Origin of the sequence: Pseudoalteromonas sp. Angola-4, from assembly GCF_028599265.1 — a bacterium.
GTDB classification, from domain to species: Bacteria; Pseudomonadota; Gammaproteobacteria; order Enterobacterales; family Alteromonadaceae; genus Pseudoalteromonas; species Pseudoalteromonas atlantica.
Genome location: NZ_JAQREK010000002.1, coordinates 415432 through 437701 on the forward strand (window position 1 = coordinate 415432; position 22270 = coordinate 437701).

At 41.5% G+C, this 22270-nt stretch carries 15 protein-coding genes; 6 read left to right on the top strand and 9 right to left on the bottom strand.

The features are described 5' to 3' along the window. Positions 1 to 297: 297 nt before the first annotated feature. Positions 298 to 1347 carry a dihydroorotase gene (gene pyrC / locus PSH48_RS04310; protein WP_273610961.1) on the bottom strand — a complete coding sequence of 350 codons (1050 nt, stop codon included), beginning with the start codon at positions 1345 to 1347 and terminating at the stop codon, positions 298 to 300. Positions 1348 to 1561: 214 nt separating this feature from the next. On the opposite strand from pyrC, the gene PSH48_RS04315 reads away from it, so the two are divergent. From PSH48_RS04315 to PSH48_RS04325, 3 genes are all read left to right on the top strand, one after another. Further along, the gene (locus PSH48_RS04315; protein ID WP_273610962.1) at positions 1562 to 3931 is read left to right on the top strand and encodes a bifunctional diguanylate cyclase/phosphodiesterase; all 2370 of its coding nucleotides are present in this window, start codon (positions 1562 to 1564) and stop codon (positions 3929 to 3931) included. Positions 3932 to 4385: 454 nt separating this feature from the next. Beyond that, entirely contained in the window at positions 4386 to 5273 is an 888-nt protein-coding gene (locus tag PSH48_RS04320) for a LysR substrate-binding domain-containing protein (protein WP_004588141.1), read from the top strand. A gap of 51 nt (positions 5274 to 5324) precedes the next feature. After that, the gene (locus PSH48_RS04325) at positions 5325 to 6089 is read left to right on the top strand and encodes a YdcF family protein (protein WP_273586772.1); all 765 of its coding nucleotides are present in this window, start codon (positions 5325 to 5327) and stop codon (positions 6087 to 6089) included. 11 nt (positions 6090 to 6100) lie between these two features. Here the strand turns inward: PSH48_RS04325 and PSH48_RS04330 are convergent, their stop codons facing one another. Continuing rightward, positions 6101 to 6853 carry a Nif3-like dinuclear metal center hexameric protein gene (locus PSH48_RS04330; protein ID WP_024033355.1) on the bottom strand — a complete coding sequence of 251 codons (753 nt, stop codon included), beginning with the start codon at positions 6851 to 6853 and terminating at the stop codon, positions 6101 to 6103. A gap of 150 nt (positions 6854 to 7003) precedes the next feature. Here PSH48_RS04330 and PSH48_RS04335 point away from each other — a divergent pair, with 150 nt between their 5' ends. Continuing rightward, a complete protein-coding gene (locus PSH48_RS04335) occupies positions 7004 to 7372 on the top strand; it encodes a hypothetical protein (RefSeq protein WP_004588144.1) in 369 nt (122 codons plus the stop codon). A gap of 127 nt (positions 7373 to 7499) precedes the next feature. Here the strand turns inward: PSH48_RS04335 and PSH48_RS04340 are convergent, their stop codons facing one another. From PSH48_RS04340 to PSH48_RS04370, 7 genes are all read right to left on the bottom strand, one after another. Continuing rightward, positions 7500 to 8828, bottom strand: coding sequence for an IS4 family transposase (locus PSH48_RS04340; protein ID WP_273610990.1), 1329 nt, complete (start codon positions 8826 to 8828; stop codon positions 7500 to 7502). Positions 8829 to 8954: 126 nt separating this feature from the next. Then, entirely contained in the window at positions 8955 to 12131 is a 3177-nt protein-coding gene (locus PSH48_RS04345; protein WP_273610963.1) for an amidohydrolase family protein, read from the bottom strand. Between the two features lie 97 nt (positions 12132 to 12228). Next, a complete protein-coding gene (locus tag PSH48_RS04350) occupies positions 12229 to 13053 on the bottom strand; it encodes a M90 family metallopeptidase (protein ID WP_273610964.1) in 825 nt (274 codons plus the stop codon). A 58-nt stretch (positions 13054 to 13111) separates the two neighbouring features. After that, a complete protein-coding gene (locus tag PSH48_RS04355) occupies positions 13112 to 16000 on the bottom strand; it encodes a ligand-binding sensor domain-containing diguanylate cyclase (protein WP_337946964.1) in 2889 nt (962 codons plus the stop codon). A gap of 355 nt (positions 16001 to 16355) precedes the next feature. Continuing rightward, positions 16356 to 16994 (bottom strand): CatA-like O-acetyltransferase, encoded by a 639-nt coding sequence (locus PSH48_RS04360; protein WP_083901813.1) that lies wholly within the window; start codon positions 16992 to 16994, stop codon positions 16356 to 16358. A 154-nt stretch (positions 16995 to 17148) separates the two neighbouring features. Continuing rightward, complete coding sequence (locus tag PSH48_RS04365) at positions 17149 to 18189, bottom strand: Glu/Leu/Phe/Val family dehydrogenase (protein WP_273610965.1); 1041 nt, start codon at positions 18187 to 18189, stop codon at positions 17149 to 17151. Between the two features lie 450 nt (positions 18190 to 18639). Further along, entirely contained in the window at positions 18640 to 20166 is a 1527-nt protein-coding gene (locus tag PSH48_RS04370; protein ID WP_273610966.1) for a fumarate hydratase, read from the bottom strand. Positions 20167 to 20335: 169 nt separating this feature from the next. Between PSH48_RS04370 and pabB the strand changes: the two genes are divergently transcribed. Further along, a complete protein-coding gene (gene pabB, locus PSH48_RS04375; RefSeq protein WP_273610967.1) occupies positions 20336 to 21682 on the top strand; it encodes an aminodeoxychorismate synthase component I in 1347 nt (448 codons plus the stop codon). A 6-nt stretch (positions 21683 to 21688) separates the two neighbouring features. Then, positions 21689 to 22264 carry an NUDIX hydrolase gene (locus tag PSH48_RS04380; protein ID WP_039972509.1) on the top strand — a complete coding sequence of 192 codons (576 nt, stop codon included), beginning with the start codon at positions 21689 to 21691 and terminating at the stop codon, positions 22262 to 22264. The last annotated feature ends 6 nt before the right edge of the window (positions 22265 to 22270 follow it).

The window sequence follows — 22270 nt, forward strand, 5'->3', positions numbered from 1 at the left end:
AAAGCAAGTTAAGGTTAACACATTAATTTTTTTTTGGCTCTATTAATTAAGATTTATTTACTCAGAACAAAAATAAATAAAGCATTATGTGTAAGTGGTTATTTTTAAAGCTAAAATTGAACAAAAAACGGCAGCTTTGTTGCTCCTAATTGTAACAAATCATGTATAACAGCTTAGCTTTACAAATAAAGCCCCTCGTAAACAGCGTTAAAAACTCGCGTAAAGATTGAATTTCAAGCAAATAAAAAGCCGTACAGCAAGCTATACGGCTTTAATACAATGCTAATTTAATGCACTTTACTTAACCTGCCAGTCAATAGTAGCTTCTGCTTTAATAGGCACGACTTGTGAGTCACCAAGTGTGTAACTTGCGGGAACTTGCCAAGGGCTTTTCTCTAGGGTAATTGTATCGGTGTTACGGGCAAGTCCGTAAAAGTCAGGCCCAAAATGGCTTGCAAAGCCCTCTAGTTTGTCCAGTGCGCCCGCCTCTTCAAAGGCTTCGGCGTAAAGTTCAATCGCAGCATGTGCTGTATAGGCGCCGGCACAACCACATGCTGCTTCCTTTTTATCTTTATAATGTGGTGCTGAGTCAGTCCCTAAAAAGAACTTTTTATTTCCACTTATAGCTGCCGCCATTAATGCTTGTTGATGAATATTGCGCTTTAAAATAGGTAAACAGTAATAATGCGGACGTATGCCACCAGCTAACATGTGATTACGGTTATACAATAAGTGATGCGCGGTAATAGTTGCCGCCACATTTTGCGGCGCGGCTGTTACAAAATCAACGGCGTCTTTTGTCGTAATGTGTTCTAGCACTATTTTCAGCTTTGGAAAATCAGCTACAACTTCGCCTAAAATCGTCTCTAAAAATACTTTTTCACGGTCAAAAATATCTATTGATGAATCAGTCACCTCACCATGCACTAATAACAGCATGCCCACGTCTTGCATCGCTTCTAATACAGGGTAAATATTCTTTACTGATGTAACCCCTGAATCTGAGTTAGTGGTTGCCCCAGCGGGGTACAACTTGGCAGCAACAATTTTACCCGTTGCTTTGGCTTTTTTAATTTCTTCAGGTGTGGTTTTATCGGTTAGGTAAAGCACCATTAAGGGTTCAAAGTTGCCCTGCGGCCCCGCTGCCATAATTCGCTCTCGATAAGCTAGCGCTAAATCTGTGCTCGTTGCTGGCGGTACAAGGTTTGGCATTATGATGGCGCGGCCCATGTAGCGGCTAATATCGCGTACTGTATCTTTGAGTTGCTCACCATCACGTAAATGGACATGCCAATCATCAGGACGAGTTATGGTTAATGTGTTTTTTGAATCGGTATTAATGCTCATTACTTTTTTCCACGGCTGAATTTATCCGATCATAGGCATATGGAAAGACCTAGTAAAGTGTTATCTAAACTATTCCCCTTTATGAGTGCTGCAAAATACTATTGGGTTTAAGTTTAACGACGATTACACTCGTTTAAGCGTTTTATTTTGAACATGCTTTAAATTTGGGTTAACTTATCGGTGCTAATACAAATAAAAAGAATAAAATTACCCTATGTCGAATCATATCGATACTTATAAAGCGCTCGAAGTTAAAACTGAACAGCTGAGCATAATAAATCAGTTTTCCTCAAGCTTATTACAACTCGATACCCTAGAAGAGTTATTTGAGTATGTAACCACTCAAGTAGTAAACCGCCTTGGGTTTGTTGATTGTGTTATTTACCTGGCTGATGAAACACGTTTACAGCTAAATCAAGTCGCTTCTATGGGCATAACCCACGCCAGAGACGAATACCAAGCAGAGCGTAAAATTATTGGCTTTAACGAAGGTATAACCGGTTATGTTGCCCGTACAGGCACAGCTATTATTATTGGCGATGTTACGCAAGACCCTCGCTACATTGCTGATGAGCGCCCTGCTCAATCAGAGTTATGTGTGCCACTTATATACAAGGATCATGTTTTAGGGGTTATTGATTGTGAACATCCAATAAAAAACTACTTCACAAACGCCCATCTAGAAATATTAACCACGGTTGCGCATTTATTAAGTGCTAAGCTAAACCAAGTAAACACGGTCAATAGCTTAACGCACACAGTAAAACAGTTAAATGATGCGCAAAAGCTTGAAAACAGCTTACTGCAAATCGCTAATTTAACGTATAAAGCCAGTAACCTAGATACCTTTTTTGAAGCTCTTCACAGCATAATAAATAGCTTACTTCCTGCAGATAACTTTTTTATTGCCCTTTACGATAAGCAAGTAGACATACTCGATTTGGTTTACATCGTTGAAGAAGGCATTCAAACGCACGCCCACAAAAAAATATCAAAAGAGCAATTAAAAGACACAGCTTCGTATTACCTACTGAAATCAGACCGTGTACTGCTATTAAATCAAAACGATTATCAGCAACATATAAATAACGGCGACTTTAAACTTGTTGGCCGTCTTTCTGAATCCTGGCTAGGTGTGCCTTTTAAAGCAAATGATAGAATAAGCGGTGTAATTGTTGTTCAAAGTTACGATAAAAAGCTGCATTACAACGAACACGACAGCGCCCTTTTAACCTACGTAAGTAGGCAAATTAGTATGGCCATAGATAGGCAGCTTGCAAGGCAAGAGCTTGAACACAAAGCATTGCATGATGAGCTAACAGGCCTCGCTAATCGCTCGTTACTAATTGAGCGTATTAAACATGCAATTTTGCGTTTATCGCGTGTTAAAAAAGGCACGAGCCATGCCTTGCTATATTTAGATTTTGATCGATTTAAAAGTATCAATGATTCGCTTGGGCATGAGGTTGGCGATCATTTTTTAATTAAAATTTGTGAGCTCATAAAAGGCACCGTCAGAAACACCGATACGTTTGCACGCCTGGGTGGCGACGAATTTGCTATTTTTATGGAAAACATCACGCACCGAAACCAGGTTAGCGAAGCGCTAAAACGAATAAACACAGCCCTTGCTAAGCCACTTAATGTGGATAGTCATTTATTGCAAGCATCAACCAGCATTGGCATCGCCTTTAGTGAAAGCAGCGACGATAAAGCCTATTTGCTATTACAGCAAGCCGATGCCGCTATGTACGAAGCTAAATCAAGCGGGCGTGGCCAAGTTAAGTTTTTTAATAACACCATGCGTAAAAAGCTCAAAACACATGCCGATATAGAAAACGACTTACAACACGGCATTGAACACAACGAATTTGAGCTTTATTTTCAGCCTATTTTTACTATAGCGACAAGCGAAGTTGTCGGCTTTGAGGCATTAGTGAGATGGCACCATCCAAAAAAAGGGTTTGTGCCACCAAATGAGTTTATTCCGATAGCCGAAACCACCGGGCAAATTATTAACCTCGATTTGCACTTGCTTGACCTCGCTGCACAACATATTGCGCACTGGCACACATTAGGGCATCGCTTTTTAAAAGTAACGGTCAATGTGTCATCGCGTCATTTTGCCAGTCTCGACTTTGTTGCCCAAGTTCACGCATTATATAATAAATACCAACTGCCTTTAGGGTCGTTGTGTTTAGAAATCACTGAATCAGGGCTTATTGCTAACCTTGATTTAGCAACTCAAATAATAGAAGGGCTAGCCCCACTTAAAGTAAAGTTATGCTTAGATGACTTTGGTACTGGATACTCAGCACTTGGTTACTTACACCAATTACCTATTCATATTTTAAAAATAGATAAAAGCTTTATCGATCACCTCAACAAAACCAATAATCCGTTAGTAGAGGCCATTCTCTCATTAGCGCAATCACTAAACTTTGAAGTTGTGGCTGAGGGAATCGAAACCCAAGAGCAACTAAATATTTTACAAGCCACTCAATGTAATTACGGGCAAGGCTTTTTAAAGTCAAAACCAGTTACAGCACAACACGCCATTAAGCTTATCCACAATCCCCTGTAGTAGCTGTTATCAAAGGCTTACTTTTTCACAACCAAAAAGGTGTAAAAAGTAAGCCCCGTAATACCCATTCGTTTATTTAAGCGCTCAGTTTTAAAGCAATAAAAACATATTATTACTGTTTAAGCTTTAGCCCATTAAAAACAGACCTGTTATTACGCGTTGTGATAATTCCTTATCCCTCTTAAAAACCAGTGCCATTTATTAAGCTGCCCTGCCCATAACGCTGCTTTAAACAGCCGCTGTATTACCCAACAAAACAACTTGAGCTAAACTCATACCAAACTCATCAAACCAGTAGCAACCAAAGTACCCACATTAGTTAATTTAACTTTAAGGGATTATTTTAGTAATTAATAGATTATTTTAGCCATCTAGACGTTGAAACGTTTTTTGTAAAGGCGTAGTATGTAGTCAATCTGAGCCAAACTCACTTTTCCCTTGAGAATTATTAAAGATGATTGATATAAAACACCTTAAAACTATTGCGACATTAAAAGACACCGGATCGTTAGTTAATACAGCCCGCGAATTATTTTTAACGCAATCAGCTTTATCTCATCAAATTAAAGACTTAGAAAACAAATTAGACTGCCAATTATTTGAAAGAAAAACGCAACCTGTGCGCTTTACGCCACAAGGAATGCTATTACTCGAACTTGCCAACGAAGTTTTACCTAAAGTAGAAGCTACTAAGTGCCGTTTAAAAGAAAGCCTTAATCAACCTATTTCCCAACTGCGCTTAAGTGTTGAATGCCATGCATGTTTTCATTGGCTGCTGCCAACTATTAAAGAATTTAATAATTTTTGGCCAGACATTAAAATTGACTACGAACGCGGCTTTAGCTACGACGCTATACCAGATTTACTCAACGATGAGCTCGACTTAGTATTAACCTCAGATATACGCGATCCTGACAAGCTAGAATACGCTCATTTATTTGATTTTAAATTAAAGCTTATCGTCGCCCCTGATCACGACCTAGCTAAAAAGGCATATGTAACGGCGCTTGATTTAAAAAACGAAACCATTATTTCGTATCCTATTCCGCGCGAGCGACAAGATATATTTAAACACTTTATTCAAAATGCCCGCTTTGACGGCACCTTAAAAAATGTAGATCAAGGCTTATTAATTTTTCAGCTAGTGAGTGCAGGAATGGGTGTAGCAGCGCTGCCTGATTGGTTGGTAACACCTTACGAAAGCCAAGGTTTAATAAAATCAATCCCGCTTGGTGCACTAGGGCTAACCCGCCCTATGTACCTAGCAATGAAAAAAGACATGAAAGACAACCCCGTTTATCGCCATTTTTTAAATACCTGTAAGCAAAATAACGGTCGATAAATCACAAACGAATAAGTAACATAAGGCCTATTGTGTTTTATGTTGCTTGTTATGTTTGAATTAAAAAAATTATTAGGTGGCTTAATTATGCCGCTACCGCTATTTGGTTTACTTGCGTTTGTAATGCTAGTTTTGGCATTTCGTGCACGTAAGTCTGCTTTAGTGATCGCAAGCTTGAGTCTATTGGCGCTTTTAGTGTTAAGTACGCCATTTGCTGTGCATCAACTGATTAAAAACAATGAGCCCGCATCATTGGCATTTAATGCACTAAAACACCCAACCCTTGATAAAATTGTTGTGCTGGGTTGCGACATAAACCCTAACCCCGCTTTAAGCGCTAATAACCAGCTAGGAAATTGTGCGCTTACTCGCTTGGTAGAAGGGGTTAAGCTTGCAAAAAAATACCCTAATGCAACGCTTATCGTATCTGGCGGTGGCTATGGCAAAGTAACCAATAGCGCGTTAATGAGCCAAACAGCAATAAATTTAGGGGTGAGTAAAAACCGCATAAAACAAAACCCACAGGCGATGGATACAGCCGCAGAAGCCAAACTACTCGCGCCTAAGCTCGTTGATTTTAAGGTTGCACTGGTTACGTCTGTGCTACATATGCCGCGCTCAATAAACCTGTTTAATGCCCAAGGCATTGAGGTAATTCCTGCCGCTACGGATTATCACAATTTTTCGGCTTTACCTTTGTATAAACAATTTATACCAAATGCTGAGGCATTACGTGTAGTAACGCAATATGCCCATGAAGTGATTGGGAATGCTTGGATAAGTATGCGCCGCTGGATAAACCCAGAGGCGCTGTAGAGTATATAAATTTATACTGGGTTATCTATATCTATAAAGCTCACATCAAAACCATGTTCTTTAGCGAGTAATTCACCAAGGGCTTTAATTCCGTAACGCTCGGTTGCATGATGCCCTGCTGCAAAAAAGTCTATATTTTGCTCTCGCGAGCTGTGAATAGTTTGCTCTGAGGCTTCACCCGTTAGGTATGCATCAATCCCCTGCTCTGCAGCTAAATCGATATAACCTTGCCCGCCTCCTGTACACAGGGCAATGGTGTTAATTTTTTCATCGCGTACAACACTACTTAAAGGTTCGCGGTTTAAAACTTTGGCTATTTTATTTGCAAACTCGCTACCTGTAAGCGGAGTTTTTAACCGTCCTTTCATAGCAACGCTATTAGTAACGGGTTCAAGCCCTGTCTCTAATTCAATATCAAGCAAATTAGCAAGCTGGGCGTTGTTACCTATAACAGGGTGAATATCAAGCGGTAAATGATAGGCAAATAAATTAATATCGTGCGCTAACAAAGCCCCAATACGGCGTTTTTTCATGCCTGTAATAGGTTGCGATTCACCTTTCCAAAAATAACCATGGTGAACCAAAACAGCATCGGCTTTTTTTTCTATCGCTGCATCAATGAGTGCTTGGCTTGCAGTCACCCCCGTAACAATCGTTCTGATTTCATTTTTACCTTCGACTTGCAGCCCGTTAGGACAAAAATCTTTAATTGTGTGAGGCTTTAAAATGTCGTTTAACAGTTGGTTAAATTCTCTACGTTGCATACTTATTACCTTACTCAGCACTGAATTTTGTGCAAATTTTGGCGTTTATGGGGCTAAAATGGAAGGAAAATCGCAAAAAATTGAAAAACAGTTGGAAAATAGGTATAAATACGGCTTCTTTATCTGTGTTCACAACGTATAGGGTCTCTGATGAGCAAACTAGACAAAACAGAAGTTTTATCTGCCTTTGAAGCTGCATATGAAGCTGCCAATGGTAAAAAACCTGAAATTACTACAAAACCTGGCTGGTACAGCATCGATGGTGGCAAAAACTTACGCCTAGCTGATGTAGCAGAGCTAACGAAAGAATTAAGCTCTGGAAAATCGCCTGCACAAGCTGAGCAAAAAGCGCCTGCGAAAAAAACTAAAACTAAAGCTGCTGCGCCTGTTAAAGCACAAAAAACAGCGCCGTTTACTGTTGTAACACAAAGCGAAGACGGCTACACAGCTGAAGAGCTTTGGATTGTTGAGCTTGCAAGTAAAGATCACGACTGTCGCTTACCGCGCGGTGTTGTTTAAACAACATGTGATTAATAAAAAAGCCGCGTTAAGCGGTTTTTTTGTGACTGTTTATCACCTTCTATCAATTCGCTTTTTTAAATAATTTATTTTGAGCTAAAAAAAAGCGGCTAATAGCTAATGCCAGTCAGTTAAGCTGACTGGCATTTTTCTTTTTGGTGGGGTATTTACTTGGCTTGGGTTTGACCCTTCGAGGGTAAAATCTATCTTCCCACCTCGTCGGAAGTGCATAATAAGTTAGCTGAGTGATGAGATTTTCATACAGCACGGGGAGCTTTCCTGGGCTTGTAAGTCCTGTTGTAAGTAAGAATGCTACAACCGCGCTTGAGCACCCGCTGAAGCTTAGCTGATTTGGCCAGATACCTTTACGTGTAGCCGCTTCGGTCATAGCCACTCTTATCAAGTTGTAAGCAAGCAGTAATCCCCACAATTCTTGCTCAACCATGTCTGGGCGCTTGCTTCTAAGCGTGTATTCACTGTTCAGTAGCGTTTGTTTCATTTCACGATACCCTAACTCAATTTCCCAGCGGTGACTGTATAAGTCTACAATTTCGTCACTGGGGTAACGCATTACATCGGTAAGCGATGTAAGAATTCGGCACTCTTTTCCTTTCACTTTTTTCGTAATTAGCCGCGCCTCAATCTCCTCCGGCAGCTCGGGGAACTTTTTTCTCGCTTGTGGTGTGGCTCTCAGCCTTACCTGTTTATCTACACGGCTATAACTTTTTATTACATCAAATTGGAGCCCTTTTCTTGCCGGTATCATCCAGTGCCTCTCTTCTCCAGCGAGTTGCCATTGATGGAGTAAGCCTAAGGAATAAAAACCACGGTCAAACAGGGTCAGTGAATGATTAGGCGTATCGCTAATTAGCTGCTCTGCTAGCACCATTTCACTCGCTTTGTATTTATCAAACGCGCTATTAATGAGTTGGTGGCTTGTCAGCTCCATTTGGCACACCATGCGGATTTGAGGAAATGCCGTGTCGCCATACTGAGTACTACCAGAGCCATACTTTTCACGGTTTTGAGCTGTATCAGTCGTTCTCCACACAACCCCATCGACACCGAGTAAATTTAGTCCATTCCATGTTTCGAATTTACCTTGTTGATACCAATGCTTAGCCATCTTCTTAAAGGATTGTTCGACAGCGTTGGTTCCTAGGCGCTGTCGAGCCTGAACCATCGCACTGGGTGCAACAAGCGGTGCTTTACCTGGTAGTGCAATATCCATCTTAGTCGCAATATTCCACACTGACTCTTGCCTAAAAAGACTCATCCCCATGACGCACCACATCACAGATTCAAGAGGTAAGCGACGCTTTCTGACGGTTGCGACTCCCGCTTCAACAAAAGCCTCATCAATAATAGATGGATCTAGAAGTGATGAGAGTTTTTCAAATGAATGAAATTGGGTACTGGCATTAAATGCGGTGTCTAAAGCTGTTTTAATATTCATAAAAAAATCCGATGGCAAATGCTCATCGGATTCTTACATCTATAGAAGATCGGTCAACTGATCATTAAAATATTTCTTAACTGATCGGCATTAGGCTAATAGCCGCTTTTTAAACGTGTATTACAATTATAGCTTTTCAAAATAAAGTGGTTTTCGCTGCTTTTTACCCACTTCGTTCATTGTGCTTGCATCAAATAAACGCCCATTGATCATGGTGTAATCGACCTTATCTGAATCGCGAATATTTTTCAGCGGATCGCCATCAATAACAATTAAATCGGCAAGCTTACCTACTTCTAGCGAGCCTATATTTTTATCAAGCCCCAAGTATTTAGCAGGGTCAAGCGTAGAGGCTCTAATTGCTTCAAGTGAACTCATACCGCCTTGAGCAAACATCCACATTTCCCAATGTGCACCTAAGCCCTCGCGTTGTCCGTGAGCACCTAAATTTACCAGTACACCTAAATCTTGCAGCTCTTTAGCAACGCGGGCGTTATTAAAGTGGTTATAGTGATGATCGGGCGCTTTTACTCGGCGCATAGCACGTGGCAACAGCTGATTTTTAGGCACAAACTTACTTAAACGCGGGTGATTCCACACGTCCGTTTTATCGTACCAGTAATTTTCTCCCCAAATTCCGCCATAGGCGACAACAAGCGTTGGGGTATAACCAACATCACTTTGCGACCATAATTGTTTTATATCATCGTAAATATGCTCAACCGGAATTGAGTGTTCAATTCCCGTATGCCCGTCAACAACCATACTTAAGTTATGTTGTAGCAGTGAGCCGCCCTCTGGCACAACCATCATCTCAAGCTCACGCCCTGCTTCAATAACTTGTTGGCGCTGCTCACGGCGTGGCTGGTTGTACGATTTAACACTAAACGCGCCAACCTTTTTAAGACGCTCTAAATGAAATTTAGCATCATCTAGCGAATCAATATGCGAGGTGTAACCAGGCATATTTGCTCCATATAAAATGGTGCCGGTAGAAAAAATACGTGGCCCGACAATCATGCCGGCTTTTTGCATTTCACTGGCGGTAAATATTTCAGAGGTATCGTTTGATGGATCATGAATTGTTGTGACACCTAACGCTAAACCGGCATAGTTTTTCCAGTTTTGCTGAGGAATAATTTCATCGCTGGCTTGTGAGCCATGGGCATGCGCATCAACAATCCCAGGCATAATTGTTTTACCTGCTACATCGATAATTTCAGCCCCTTTGGGGATCGTTACCTCATCAGCAGTACCTATTGCTTTTATGCGTTTACCGTCTGTGATGATGACACCATTTTCAATGACTTGCTCACCTTTCATGGTAATAATGTTGGCCCCCTTTAGCGCAATCATGCCCTTTGGTGCAGCCATTTTTTTACTAAAGCTAATATTCTCACCGCTTTTTACTTTAAAGTCGGCATCATCGGCTTTATCAATAGCAAACATACCGTCAAGGCTTGCATGGTATAGCTCGGGCCCTAAGCTCCAGTAGAGAGTGTTACTTTGAGCACTCCAACTTATATTTTCACCCGCACGCACAGACAACTGCTCAATAGGAAACTGGTTATCTTTAGGGCTTATTGTGATAGGTGATCCGCTTTCTACCAGCGGGGTAACAAATACTTTAAAGCGCTCAGCAAACGCTAAGTATTTACCATCTGGTGAGACTCGAAATTCAGTCGCATGCTCTGATTCGTAAAGTTTACGAACGTTTTTAGTTTCAAGCTCCACAACACTTAAGGTAGGCTTAGGCCAAGGGCTCATGATAAATACACGGTCATTAGCGTTACCAAACTGAGGTTGATAACCACTTTTAGAAATAAGCTCGCTCTCTCCCCCTTTTGCGCTTACTTTATAAATACCTGGGTTAAGTGACCACTTAGGATTTAAAATACTTCCGCCGGTGGCTTTACGATAAACGATTGTTTTGCCGTCAGGACTAAAAGTAGGCTCAACGTATTTACCCGGCTCGCGGGTTATCGCCTCGCCGCGCCCGCTACGAGCAGAGACAACACGTACAGTGCCTTGCTTAGTATCACTCCAGGTGGTGTAAACAATCTTTTTCCCATCGCGGGAGTACTGCGGGAACAGCTCATAATGATCAGTTTGTTTGGTTAAGCGCTTAATTTTACCAGAGTCTAAATCGCGTTTATAAATATAACCTAATGCTTCAAAAATCGCAGTTTCACCATCGGGGCTAACCTGCACGTTGCGCAACATTTTTACATCAAACTCATCGGTATCTAAATTTTGAGTAAAGCGTACCGCGGTTTGTATTTTTTTACTGGTGTTTACTTTAAAGGGAACACGCGCAACAGCTTTATCATCAACAGCAATTTTATGTATCGAACCGGAAGCCCAAAACACCAGCTCTTCGTTATCTGGGGTCCACGCAATGGTTGGATACACACCATGAATAGCCCAAGTTTCTTGCATATCGCGTTCAAGCTTGTCATAAAGCTTGGTGTGCTCGCCACTGGTTAGGTCGTATAAGTACAAGCTTGTTTGAAAGTCATCACGTCTTATATAGGCAAGCTTTTTACCATCAGGTGAAGGTGTGGGTCTTATCGCACCGCCCATGCCTTGTATTATGGTTTCTATTTCGCCTGTTTCTCTATCGTAGCGCTTAATTTTATAAATACCGGCAACAGAATCTTTAGAGTAGTGAAAAGTTTTACCTGGCGTCGCGTCATGAGAAAAATAAACATAGCGCCCATCTGGTGAGAACATTGGCTCACCTAAGTCTTTTTGGTCGTTCTCACGTTTAGTAAGCTGAACACCTTTACCACCCGCTTTGTGATAGAGCCACACTTCTCCAGCCCCTAGTGAGCGACTAGCGGTAAAGTGTTTGCGTGCGACAAGGTAATCGCCATCAGGGCTCCATGCGGGGCTGTTTAAAAGTCTAAAGGTTTCGTCAGTCACAGCGTGTTGATTGCTACCATCAACATCCATAACCCAAATATTATCACCACCGCCTTGATCTGAGGTAAACGCAATGTGTTTACCATCAGGGCTAAAGCGAGGCTGCATTTGCCAAGCAATATCTGAGGTGAGTTTAGTTGCTTCACCTCCGCTTATAGGCATAGTGTAAATGTCGCCAAGTAAGTCAAACACCAGCGTGTTGCCATCAGGACTAACATCAATGTTCATCCATGTGCCTTGCTCTGTGCTAATGGTGGCATCTACAAACTCACCTTTTGGTGAGTCTACCTGCCACTTTTCTTGCTCTTCGTTTGCGTGCGGCTGACCTATTGCAAGGGCGACTGATAAAGCCAGTGCAGTGTGAAGCATTTTTTTCATGCATTTCTCGCTTGTTATTATTGCAGTTAAACTCTCTAACACGATTGCAACAAAAACAGCGCTAACTTGCCAGCGTTATCAGACCAAGTACCAAAAATTAATGCCAAACTATGGGGTCAAATTGGTAGTAATCCACCAGCATTCTATAAATTTCAGGGTCGTGCTGCCTAAGCTGCGCCGGCTTTTCTAAAAAGGTCTCTGTGAGTACTGCAAAAAACTCAGCCTCGTTGGTTGCCCCATAACTATGAATAACGTGAGGCATGTTATAAGCAACATGACTTTTTAACTGCACAAAGGCACGACTAAACACTCGAGCCCATTCTTTATAAGCATTGGGGTTTTTTAATAATGGAGTGCCAGTGGTTTTTCCGGTTTCTTGGTCTAACTGGTGGGCAAATTCATGAAACACTAAATTATGGCCATCGCTTGGTAAACGGTTGCCTTCAAGTACATCGTGCCAACTTAGCACTAACGTGCCACCAGGCCACGACTCACCTAGGCGTACCGCGTTGTGGTAACTAACCAGCCCAGCACTATCTCGTGTAGATTGCGGCGCATAATACGCACTGGGGTAGAGTAAAATTTCTTTCACGTTTTTATAAAGTGGCCAAGGTTTATTAAGCACTAACACACAGGCATCGGCAGCAACTATCAGCTTCATGGCGGGGGTTAGCTTTAGTCCGTCTCGGCCTAAAAAGCGCTTTTCATTTAAAAACCATACTATGTGGCGCTCAAGCTTGGCTCTGTCGTTATCCGTCATCTTTTTATAGATAGGCATGCAACGAAGGAGTATTTCTTTTTGTTGGGAGTTTAAAACCGCGTTTTTATATTTTTTATTCCAAAGCCAGTTTTGTAGTGCCTGCCAGCGCCAATAAATTACAACAAAAATAGCCAAAGCAAAAATGAGTAGCCCGTTTATCATGGGGACATCCAAAATAAGTTAGTCTCTTATTAATATGTGCGCATGCACTCATTTTCAATCAGATAATTTCTGTGCAATTTCGTCCGCTATTTTTAGCTTTGTATAATGCTTGATCTGCCCGCGATAAAAGACGGTCGTAATCACCGACGTTGGTTGAGTCAGACAAGCCAAAACTGGCTGTTACACTTAACCCCTCACCAATGGCCGAAAAGTCATGCTGTGCAATGCTCTCGCGCAGTGCTTCGCATATGATTTTTGCTTCGCCGGCGGTTTTATCTGCAAAAACAATTGTAAACTCTTCACCGCCCCAGCGTGCTATATGCTGGTTTTCTTGGCAGCCATTTTTAAGCAGCTCTGCAATAGTACAAATCACTTTGTCGCCAATAATATGCGACCAGTTATCGTTAATCCGCTTAAAGTGATCAATATCCAGTATAGCTATGGCTAACGGCCGGTTTTGCTGTTTGTAAGTGGCAAAGTTATGGGCAAGCCAGCTATCAAAAGCACGCCTGTTAGGCATGTCGGTAAGTTGGTCGTGTGTTGCTTGGTATGCAAACGCATTGGCTTGCGTTTGTAGGTCTTGGGTTTGCTTTTCTACGCGATTAGTCAGCTCTATTTCTATTTTTTTGTAGTGGTATAAACGGTATTTGTATATAGCAAAAATAACCATTAAAAATAATACAAATACTGCAAACTTAAATTGCGGTTTTTGCCAAAAAAATGACTGAATTACAATATTTACAGCTTGCTGATTATCTTGCCACTGTGCGTTAGGGTAACTTGCTCGTACCATAAAGGTATATTCCCCAGGCGGTAAGTTAGTGTACTCAGCACCGGTCATATGTTGGCGATTAACCCATTTATCGTTAAAGCCCTTTAATTGGGTTTGAAAATTTAATCGCTGCGGCATAATAAAGCTCAGCCCTGCATAATGAAACGATAAACGCGATACCCCCGGTGGCAAAAATACCGACTCTCCTTCAAGCGGAAGCGCAATAGGCTTACCATCTACAAAAATATTTTCAATAATGGTCGGCAGCGCAATTTGCGTTGATGCTTGTAAGCGCGCGGGTTTTACGGTACTCACCCCCTTTGCGGTTGCAAACCAAATACTCCCATCGTTATGCGTTACAGCCGAAGGGGTTGAACCTCCATTAGCCTGCGCACTTAACATCCCATCGCCTTCATCATACAGTTGATAGTTAAGCACGGGTGCTTTAGCGCTCGCGGGAGCGTCGAGGATTTGCTGTATATGATTTTTATCGATTTGAATAATTCCGCGGTTGCTCGAGAGCCAAAATGAGCCATTGTGCGGCACCACTTGAAATAGTTTATCGATAGGTAAACCTTGCTCTAAGCCAAGCATGGCCATTTTTCCGCTTGTTAGCTCATAGCGCACTAAGCCCCTATCTGTGGCCATCCAAGTATAGGTATCATCAATATAAAACCCAAACGCATATTGCGCAGAAAACTCACGAGGGAATTCAACCGTTGTAAATTGCTCACTAACAATATCAAATACCACCACCCCATTGCCGGTACCTACCCAAATATTGCCTGCGTTATCTTCACTGAGTGCAAGTACAAACCCACTTGGTAAGTCTTTTTTATTTGTAAATTGATTTAAGCTGCCATCTTCATTGATGCGCGTAAGCCCCATAGCAGAGCCTATCCACAAACGGTTTTTAGAATCAAATAATAAAGCCCTTACTTCGTTACTCCCAAGGCCAGTGCTACGATTAATAAACGGCGTAAAGGTATTATTAACTATTTTTAAAACACCTGAGGTATACGTACCTGCCCACACACTACCATCGGGTGCTTCGTGTAAACTGAGCACAGAATAAGGACTGCTTTGTTTAGAGCCTGAAACCAAGGTAGCGCGATTATTTTTTATTATATTTAAGCCAGAGCTTCCCCCCACCCATAAACTGCCATCGGAGTGAGAAAGCACTGTGCGGGTATAATCCCCCGCTAAACCTCTTTTTTGGGTCCACGATGAAAACGGCGACTCACGCAGGCGAAACAACCCGGCGTTAGTGCCAATCCAAATACTGTTTTCTCTATCTTGTAACAAAGATAAAATACGATTGGCGGGTAATCCGTTATTGGCATCTAACTGCTCTACGCCATCGGGCGATAACCTAAACACCCCTTTATTAATTGTGCCAAACCATAAATCTCCATGGTTATCTTCTAATAAGCTGGAAATAGATTCATTGCTAAGCTTTTCATGTATTGGCTGAAACTGCGCCTTGGTTTTGATCCACGCGCCTTTTTCGCTTCCTACAATAAGCGAGCCACCACGGGTAATTAATAAGTTATAGACAGGTGTATTTGGTAAACCAAAGTGTGGCGTCATTAAGGTCGGTATTTTGTTGTGTATTTTATAAAGGCCTGCACTGGTTGCTGCCCAAATAACCCCATCGTGATCTTCTATAACCCGATAAGCACTCACATTTTTAATAATCGCAAGGTCGGTATCACTGTTATGTTCACGATAAAACACGCCGTCGTTTTCAAGGGCTAACCATAGGCTTTGATCAGCACTTTCAATTAAATGATTAACCATGGTTGATGCTGATCGCTTGGTATCCCACTGCCTATGTTGATATAAGCTAATTCCTCCGCGCGACCCCGCTATGTATAACCCACCACTATTTGTGGGAGTGAGTGCCCTTAAACCCGAGTCGGGTAAGTTATTAATATGAGCACGGGTTAATATTGTAAACTCTTGGCCATTAAAACGTGCCAAACCTTCCCATGTAGCAACCCATAAGTAGCCATCTTGGGTTTGCGTAACGCTATTAATACTGTTGTGTGGCAATCCAGAACGGGTATTCCATGTTTCAGAAAAATAATCACTTAACGGTAAACGGGTTTGCTCTTGGGCTTCACATAAAAACATGACGAAAAAAGAACATATAATGCTTAATTGTCTCATCATCAACTGCCTTAGTTATTCTTTTACTTGTGTGTAAGCGTTTTATCGTTATTTAAAAGGAGTAGGAAAGAATTTACTTGGCACTGAGCACACCAAAATTGTGCACTCCAACAAAGCGTTAAAATCCCTATACGCATTGGGTGAATACACTAGGGTTTGTTTAAGCGCTAAAAGCGCGTTAATTAAAACTAAACAATAGCGTAAACAACTAATAATACGTGCTAAAAAGCACCTTAAATAAGTCGCTAAAACTTAATGTCGTAAACGTATCAGCTAATCGTTACAAATTAACTTATATCGCCTATCTAACTAAAAATACTACCATAGCAAATAAATACATTGCATTAACTAAATTCAATTAATCTTTACAAAAGTCGTCAATATTGTTTTGTAATACGTTTATAAACGCTGCGACGTGTAAACCGTCCATTAGCGAATGATGCACATCAATCGAAAACGGCATTAGGCCCGTGGTTTTATCGTATTGACCAAACACAAATTTAGGAATACCTAAGCTTTTCCCTTCACTAAAGGCATGCGAAAAACTACTAAAGTTCAGCCAAGGTAAAACCGATATATGTATCAAATCGGCCTGCCCTTCGGTTTGATTAAACGCCTGAGAAAATAACGGTTGAGATTTAGCATTGGCGCTTATAGCTGTGGCGTGCTGAGCAAATTCTTCAAGGCAAGGCGAATAATTAAAGTAACTAAATATAAACGAATCATCACTAGCAAGCTCGACCACACTGGCTCTTACTTGCTTTAAGCGCCATGGGCATTCATTTATAATTCTTAGCATAATCGGGTTATAAGCGTGGCAGGCTTTTAATGTGGCATGCACATATGCTTGAAAAAAAGACAATTTATTTTGTTTACAATATTCAAATAAAGGCTTGGCGTTAAGTGTTACGCACACATTAAAATATGGCTGAGTAAAGTTTTTAAATAATTCAAAGTGTTGTTGGCGAGGCCATGTATCAAGGTCGATGGGCTCCATTAAGGCGTTTGTATCAGTCATAATATCCATAAGCTTGTCGTTAACGATTAGGCCGGATTGCCATAAGGGTCTTGGCCACAAAATTACCACGCCATAGAGTATAAACAAAAAAGGCGTACCACTGTACGCCTTAGTTTAAATAAACGGGGTAAATTTACAGGCCGTTTTGAATTATCTCTTGCGCTAACTCATCGGCAATCAAATGCGTTGATTTTTGCTCTTTTTCACTACGGGTGAATATTTCGGTTAAGGTATCAAAAATACCTTCAACGTGTTTATTAGACGCCGCCTCACTGTAGCCTTGTGGTGCAGTTTCGTAATACACATTAATAATGCCACCAGCGTTAATAACGTAATCGGGTGCATACAAAATACCTTTTTCACGAAGTACTTCACCGTGACGAGACTGCGCTAGCTGATTATTAGCACACCCAGCAATAATGGTTGCCTTAATACGTGCAATGGTTTCATCATTAATGGTGGCACCTAATGCACAAGGTGCGTATACATCAACATCAAGGTCGTAAATTTCATCAATACCCACCGCCGTAGCACCAAAGTCATTTACTACCCGCTTTACAGCATCTTGATTGATATCTGTTACAAATAATTTTGCACCAGCTTGCGCTAAATGCTTACATAAACCATAGGCGACTGCACCTAAACCTTGTACAGCCACTTTAATGCCCGCAAAATCTTGATGTCCGCGTTGGTGCTGTAATGCCGCTTTAATTCCTAAAAACGTACCGTAAGCTGTAAAAGGTGACGGATTACCGCTTTTTCCTTCCAAGCCCAGCACATAATTTGTTTCTTTATTCATTAATGCAACGTCATCACATGTAATGTTTACATCTTCGGCAGAATAGTAACGGCCATTTAATCGCTCTAATTGACGACCAAAAGCTCGAAATAACTGCTCTGATTTAATCTCTTTTGCATTGCCAATAATAACCGATTTACCACCACCAAACGGTAGGCGAGCAACCGCATTTTTATAGGTCATCCCTTTAGAGAGACGTAAAACATCGTAAACGGCATCTTCATCGTTGGCATAGTCCCACATTCTACAACCACCAACAGCAGGGCCAAGGTTAGTATTATGTACGGCAATAATTGCTTTTAAACCTGACACTTCGTCAGAACAAAAAACCACTTGTTCGTGGTTATCAAATTCAGCTTGATTAAACACAGCCACTGTAATTACTCCAAAATAGTTTACCCGTGAGAGGGATGAGCGCTGGAAATTGACGAAACTTTACCACTTCATTTTTAAGGGTGCCACATAATGAGAAGTTAAACCCGTAAAAAGCCAGCCTTGTGAATTAATAAATCTAAATAGCAATAAAATATGGATATAAAATTCAACAAAAGGCACATAAATTAAATTTAAAGCTAACAACACCGTTAAAAAGCGCTTTCACATTTACGTGAACGTAAAGGTAACGCCAAGTGTAAACCTTGTATTACACAGCTCCCCTCCCAGCAAAGTCGCACAGTGTATAGGTTTATGAAGAAAAAAGCAGATTTACTGTAACTGGTCTGAGGTGTTTATTTGAAGGGGCAATTTGCGCTTTTTTAATATTTCATAAAAAAAATACAAAAAAAGCGAGCCTAAGCTCGCTTTGTAATTAGATTACGTAAACCTTTATTTAAGCTTGCCGTCTAGCTCTTCAATTTTAGCTTTCCAAATTGCAGGGCCTTGCGTGTGTGCGTTAGCACCTTCGCTGTCTACAGCAACCGTAACTGGCATATCTTCTACTTCAAATTCGTAGATTGCTTCCATACCTAAATCTTCAAAGGCAACCACGCGTGCTTTTTTAATTGCTTTAGATACTAAGTATGCCGCACCACCTACCGCCATTAAATAAACCGATTTATGCTCTTTAATCGACTCAACTGTAGCAGGACCACGCTCAGCTTTACCTATCATGCCTACAATGCCGGTTTTTTCTAGCATCATATCGGTAAATTTATCCATACGTGTTGCAGTAGTAGGGCCTGCAGGGCCTACAGCTTCATCACCTACAGCATCAACTGGACCAACGTAATAAATAAACTTATTATCAAAATCAACGCCCTCAGGTAAACCTTCACCTGAATTGATCATATCTTGTAAGCGTTTATGAGCAGCATCACGGCCTGTTAAAATAGTGCCTGAGAGTAAAAGTGTTTCTCCCATTTTCCACTCGCGGGTATCTTCTTTAGTTAACGTATCTAAATTAACACGGCGAGTTCCTTCACCTACTTCAAACGTCACTTCTGGCCAGTCTTCTAGTTTAGGTGCTTTTAAATCTGCAGGGCCTGAGCCGTCTAGTGTAAAGTGTACGTGGCGCGTAGCAGCACAGTTAGGGATCATCACAACAGGTTTTGATGCCGCATGCGTAGGCGCTGTTTTTACTTTAATATCAACAACCGTTGTTAAACCACCTAAACCTTGCGCGCCAATACCTAGCTTGTTAGCACGTTCAAAAATTTCTAAACGCAGTTTTTCTTCCGTTGTTTCTGCACCGCGCTCCATAAGCTCATGAATATCAACCGGGTCCATTAACGACTCTTTTGCCATTACCGCTGCTATTTCGGCGGTTCCACCAATGCCTATACCTAGCATGCCTGGCGGGCACCAACCAGCGCCCATTGTCGGTAGCGTTTTTTCTACCCATGCAGCTACATCGTCAGATGGGTTTAGCATAACCATTTTACTTTTGTTCTCTGAGCCGCCGCCTTTCGCTGCAACCATTACTTCTACTTCGCCGCCCGCCACTAAATCGATGTGCACAACTGAAGGGGTATTATCTTTAGTGTTTTTACGTGTGCCAGCAGGGTCAGCCACAATAGAAGCTCGTAGTGGGTTATCTGGATTTAAATATGCGCGACGTGTGCCTTCATCAACCATTTGTTGTACGGTTAAATCTGTTTTATCCCACTTAACATCCATCCCTACTTTTACAAAACAGGTAATAATACCCGTGTCTTGACACAATGGACGCTTGCCTTCAGCCGACATACGCGAGTTAATTAAAATTTGCGCGATTGCATCTTTTGCAGCCTTGCTTTGTTCTTTGTTGTAGGCTTTTTCTAGCGCTTGAACAAAATCAAGGGGATGATAAAAAGAGATATATTGCAACGCATCTTCAATGCTATCAATAAAGTCTTGCTGACGGATTGTACTCATAGTGGTTCCTTAAGTTAGCGTTACGCTTAAGCGTAATCTATACCAAACCGGTGACGGTGGTTTGCACTGTTTTAATTACAACGTAGATTTGATACTAAACGCTGCCAAAAAAATTTGACTTATGATACCCTCCCAGCCCGTTTCGAGCCAGTTCTTAAAGGGGCAGTAAATGCTAAACAATGAAAAAAATTGTGTAAAATTAGCCATAACACAAAACTGCATTGATGTTTTCGCGCATTTTGCGCATTTACCCTATGCCGTATTACTAGACTCAGCCAATAGCGAGCACATAAATAGTCGCTTTGATATTATTGCGATAGAGCCTCACGCTATTTTAGAAGTAAACAATAATCAAAGCGTATTTAATCAGCAGCTTGACTCGCGTAGCCCCTTTACAATAATGAACGATGAGCTAAGTAAACTTAACGCGCAAAAAGCCGCTAATAACCTGCCTTTTAACGGCGGCTGGCTTGGTTATTTTGGTTACGATTTAGGGCGTATTATTGAGCACATGCCACGCACGGCAAAACACGATATAACGTTGCCACAAATGGCCATTGGCCTTTATTTAGATGCGCTGATATTTGATAAACACCAGCAAAGCTGGTTTTACGTTTCCCAGCCTGAAGTACATCGTTTAGCGCTTTACCAGCAATATTTAGCAAACGATGTAGCGCCTGCACAGTTTTCGCTCACCAGCAATTGGCACTCAAATATGAGTGAACATGAATACGCTGACAAATTTTCGCAAATACAAGATTATTTAAAAAGCGGTGATTGCTATCAAATCAACCTAGCACAGCGCTTTAGTGCCGGTTTTAAAGGCGACCCATTCCAAGCCTACAAAGTATTGCGTGAGGCTAATAAAGCGCCATTTTCTAGCTTTATTAATCACCCACGTGGCGCCATTTTATCAATATCGCCAGAGCGCTTTATTGCAGTTCACGACAATATAGTTGAAACAAAACCTATCAAAGGCACTTTGCCACGCATGGCAGATGCAATCGCAGATCAACAGCAAGCCAGAGCCCTTGAAAACTCAACCAAAGACCGCGCAGAGAACGTAATGATTGTTGATTTACTGCGTAACGATTTAGGTAAAGTTGCAAAACCTGGCTCTGTAAAGGTGCCCTCACTTTTTGCTATTGAGAGCTTTCCGGCAGTGCATCACTTAGTGAGTACCGTAACGGCAGAGCTAGATGAAAGCAAAACGTGTGTTGATCAACTTGAAGCAGCATTCCCCGGAGGGTCAATCACTGGCGCGCCTAAGATTAGAGCTATGGAGATAATTGAAGAGCTAGAGCCTCATAGGCGAAGTATTTACTGTGGCTCTATAGGTTATTTAAGCGCCTGCGGTAATATGGACACCAGTATTACAATCCGTACATTGGTTTGTCATAACGAACACATTTATTGCTGGGCCGGTGGTGGTATTGTCGCTGATTCTAAAGTCGAATTGGAATACCAAGAAACATACGATAAAGTGAATAAAATACTTCCTTTATTAAAACAGTAGAACGCTTTGAATAGTGAACATATTATGGCGCGGTTTCAGCTAAGCCCTACTGCTGCGCCAAATCAAATAAAAGATACCCGTAAAAAGCGTGCCAGTGCGGTTATGCTGCCTATTATTGATGTTGATAACCACGCGCATATTTTATTGTGCAAACGCCCTACTTATTTACATCATCACCCTGGGGAAATTTGTTTACCCGGCGGTAAATTTGAGCAAAGCGATAAACACCTGCGCACCACAGCGCTTCGAGAACTACACGAAGAGCTTAATATAGCGCCAAGTAATGTTAAAGTGCTCGGGCAGCTGCCACAATACTCTACCCTAACTGGCTTTAGCATTAGCCCATTTGTGGGTTTACTTGATGAACACACAGTATGGGAGAACGATTACAATGAAGTGCAAGCTAGCTTTTTACTGTCGCTTACCCAGCTTTCAAACGAGGCCAATTGGCAGCCTATTCCTTTTCAACGTTTTGGCAAAACCATCACCTTGCAAGGGTTTAGTACACCGCACGGATTACTGTGGGGAGCAACGGCTAGCATTATAAAAAACTTTACAAAACAGCTTGCCCTACCAGTGTAAAACTTA

Bases quoted from the DNA above. Each gene is read 5' to 3' on its own strand.
- pyrC (WP_273610961.1), bottom strand. From the start codon at position 1,347: ATGAGCATTAATACCGATTCAAAAAACACATTAACCATAACTCGTCCT.
- PSH48_RS04315 (WP_273610962.1), top strand. From the start codon at position 1,562: ATGTCGAATCATATCGATACTTATAAAGCGCTCGAAGTTAAAACTGAA.
- PSH48_RS04320 (WP_004588141.1), top strand. From the start codon at position 4,386: ATGATTGATATAAAACACCTTAAAACTATTGCGACATTAAAAGACACC.
- PSH48_RS04325 (WP_273586772.1), top strand. From the start codon at position 5,325: ATGTTTGAATTAAAAAAATTATTAGGTGGCTTAATTATGCCGCTACCG.
- PSH48_RS04330 (WP_024033355.1), bottom strand. From the start codon at position 6,853: ATGCAACGTAGAGAATTTAACCAACTGTTAAACGACATTTTAAAGCCT.
- PSH48_RS04335 (WP_004588144.1), top strand. From the start codon at position 7,004: ATGAGCAAACTAGACAAAACAGAAGTTTTATCTGCCTTTGAAGCTGCA.
- PSH48_RS04340 (WP_273610990.1), bottom strand. From the start codon at position 8,828: ATGAATATTAAAACAGCTTTAGACACCGCATTTAATGCCAGTACCCAA.
- PSH48_RS04345 (WP_273610963.1), bottom strand. From the start codon at position 12,131: ATGAAAAAAATGCTTCACACTGCACTGGCTTTATCAGTCGCCCTTGCA.
- PSH48_RS04350 (WP_273610964.1), bottom strand. From the start codon at position 13,053: ATGATAAACGGGCTACTCATTTTTGCTTTGGCTATTTTTGTTGTAATT.
- PSH48_RS04355 (WP_337946964.1), bottom strand. From the start codon at position 16,000: ATGATGAGACAATTAAGCATTATATGTTCTTTTTTCGTCATGTTTTTA.
- PSH48_RS04360 (WP_083901813.1), bottom strand. From the start codon at position 16,994: ATGGAGCCCATCGACCTTGATACATGGCCTCGCCAACAACACTTTGAA.
- PSH48_RS04370 (WP_273610966.1), bottom strand. From the start codon at position 20,166: ATGAGTACAATCCGTCAGCAAGACTTTATTGATAGCATTGAAGATGCG.
- pabB (WP_273610967.1), top strand. From the start codon at position 20,336: ATGCTAAACAATGAAAAAAATTGTGTAAAATTAGCCATAACACAAAAC.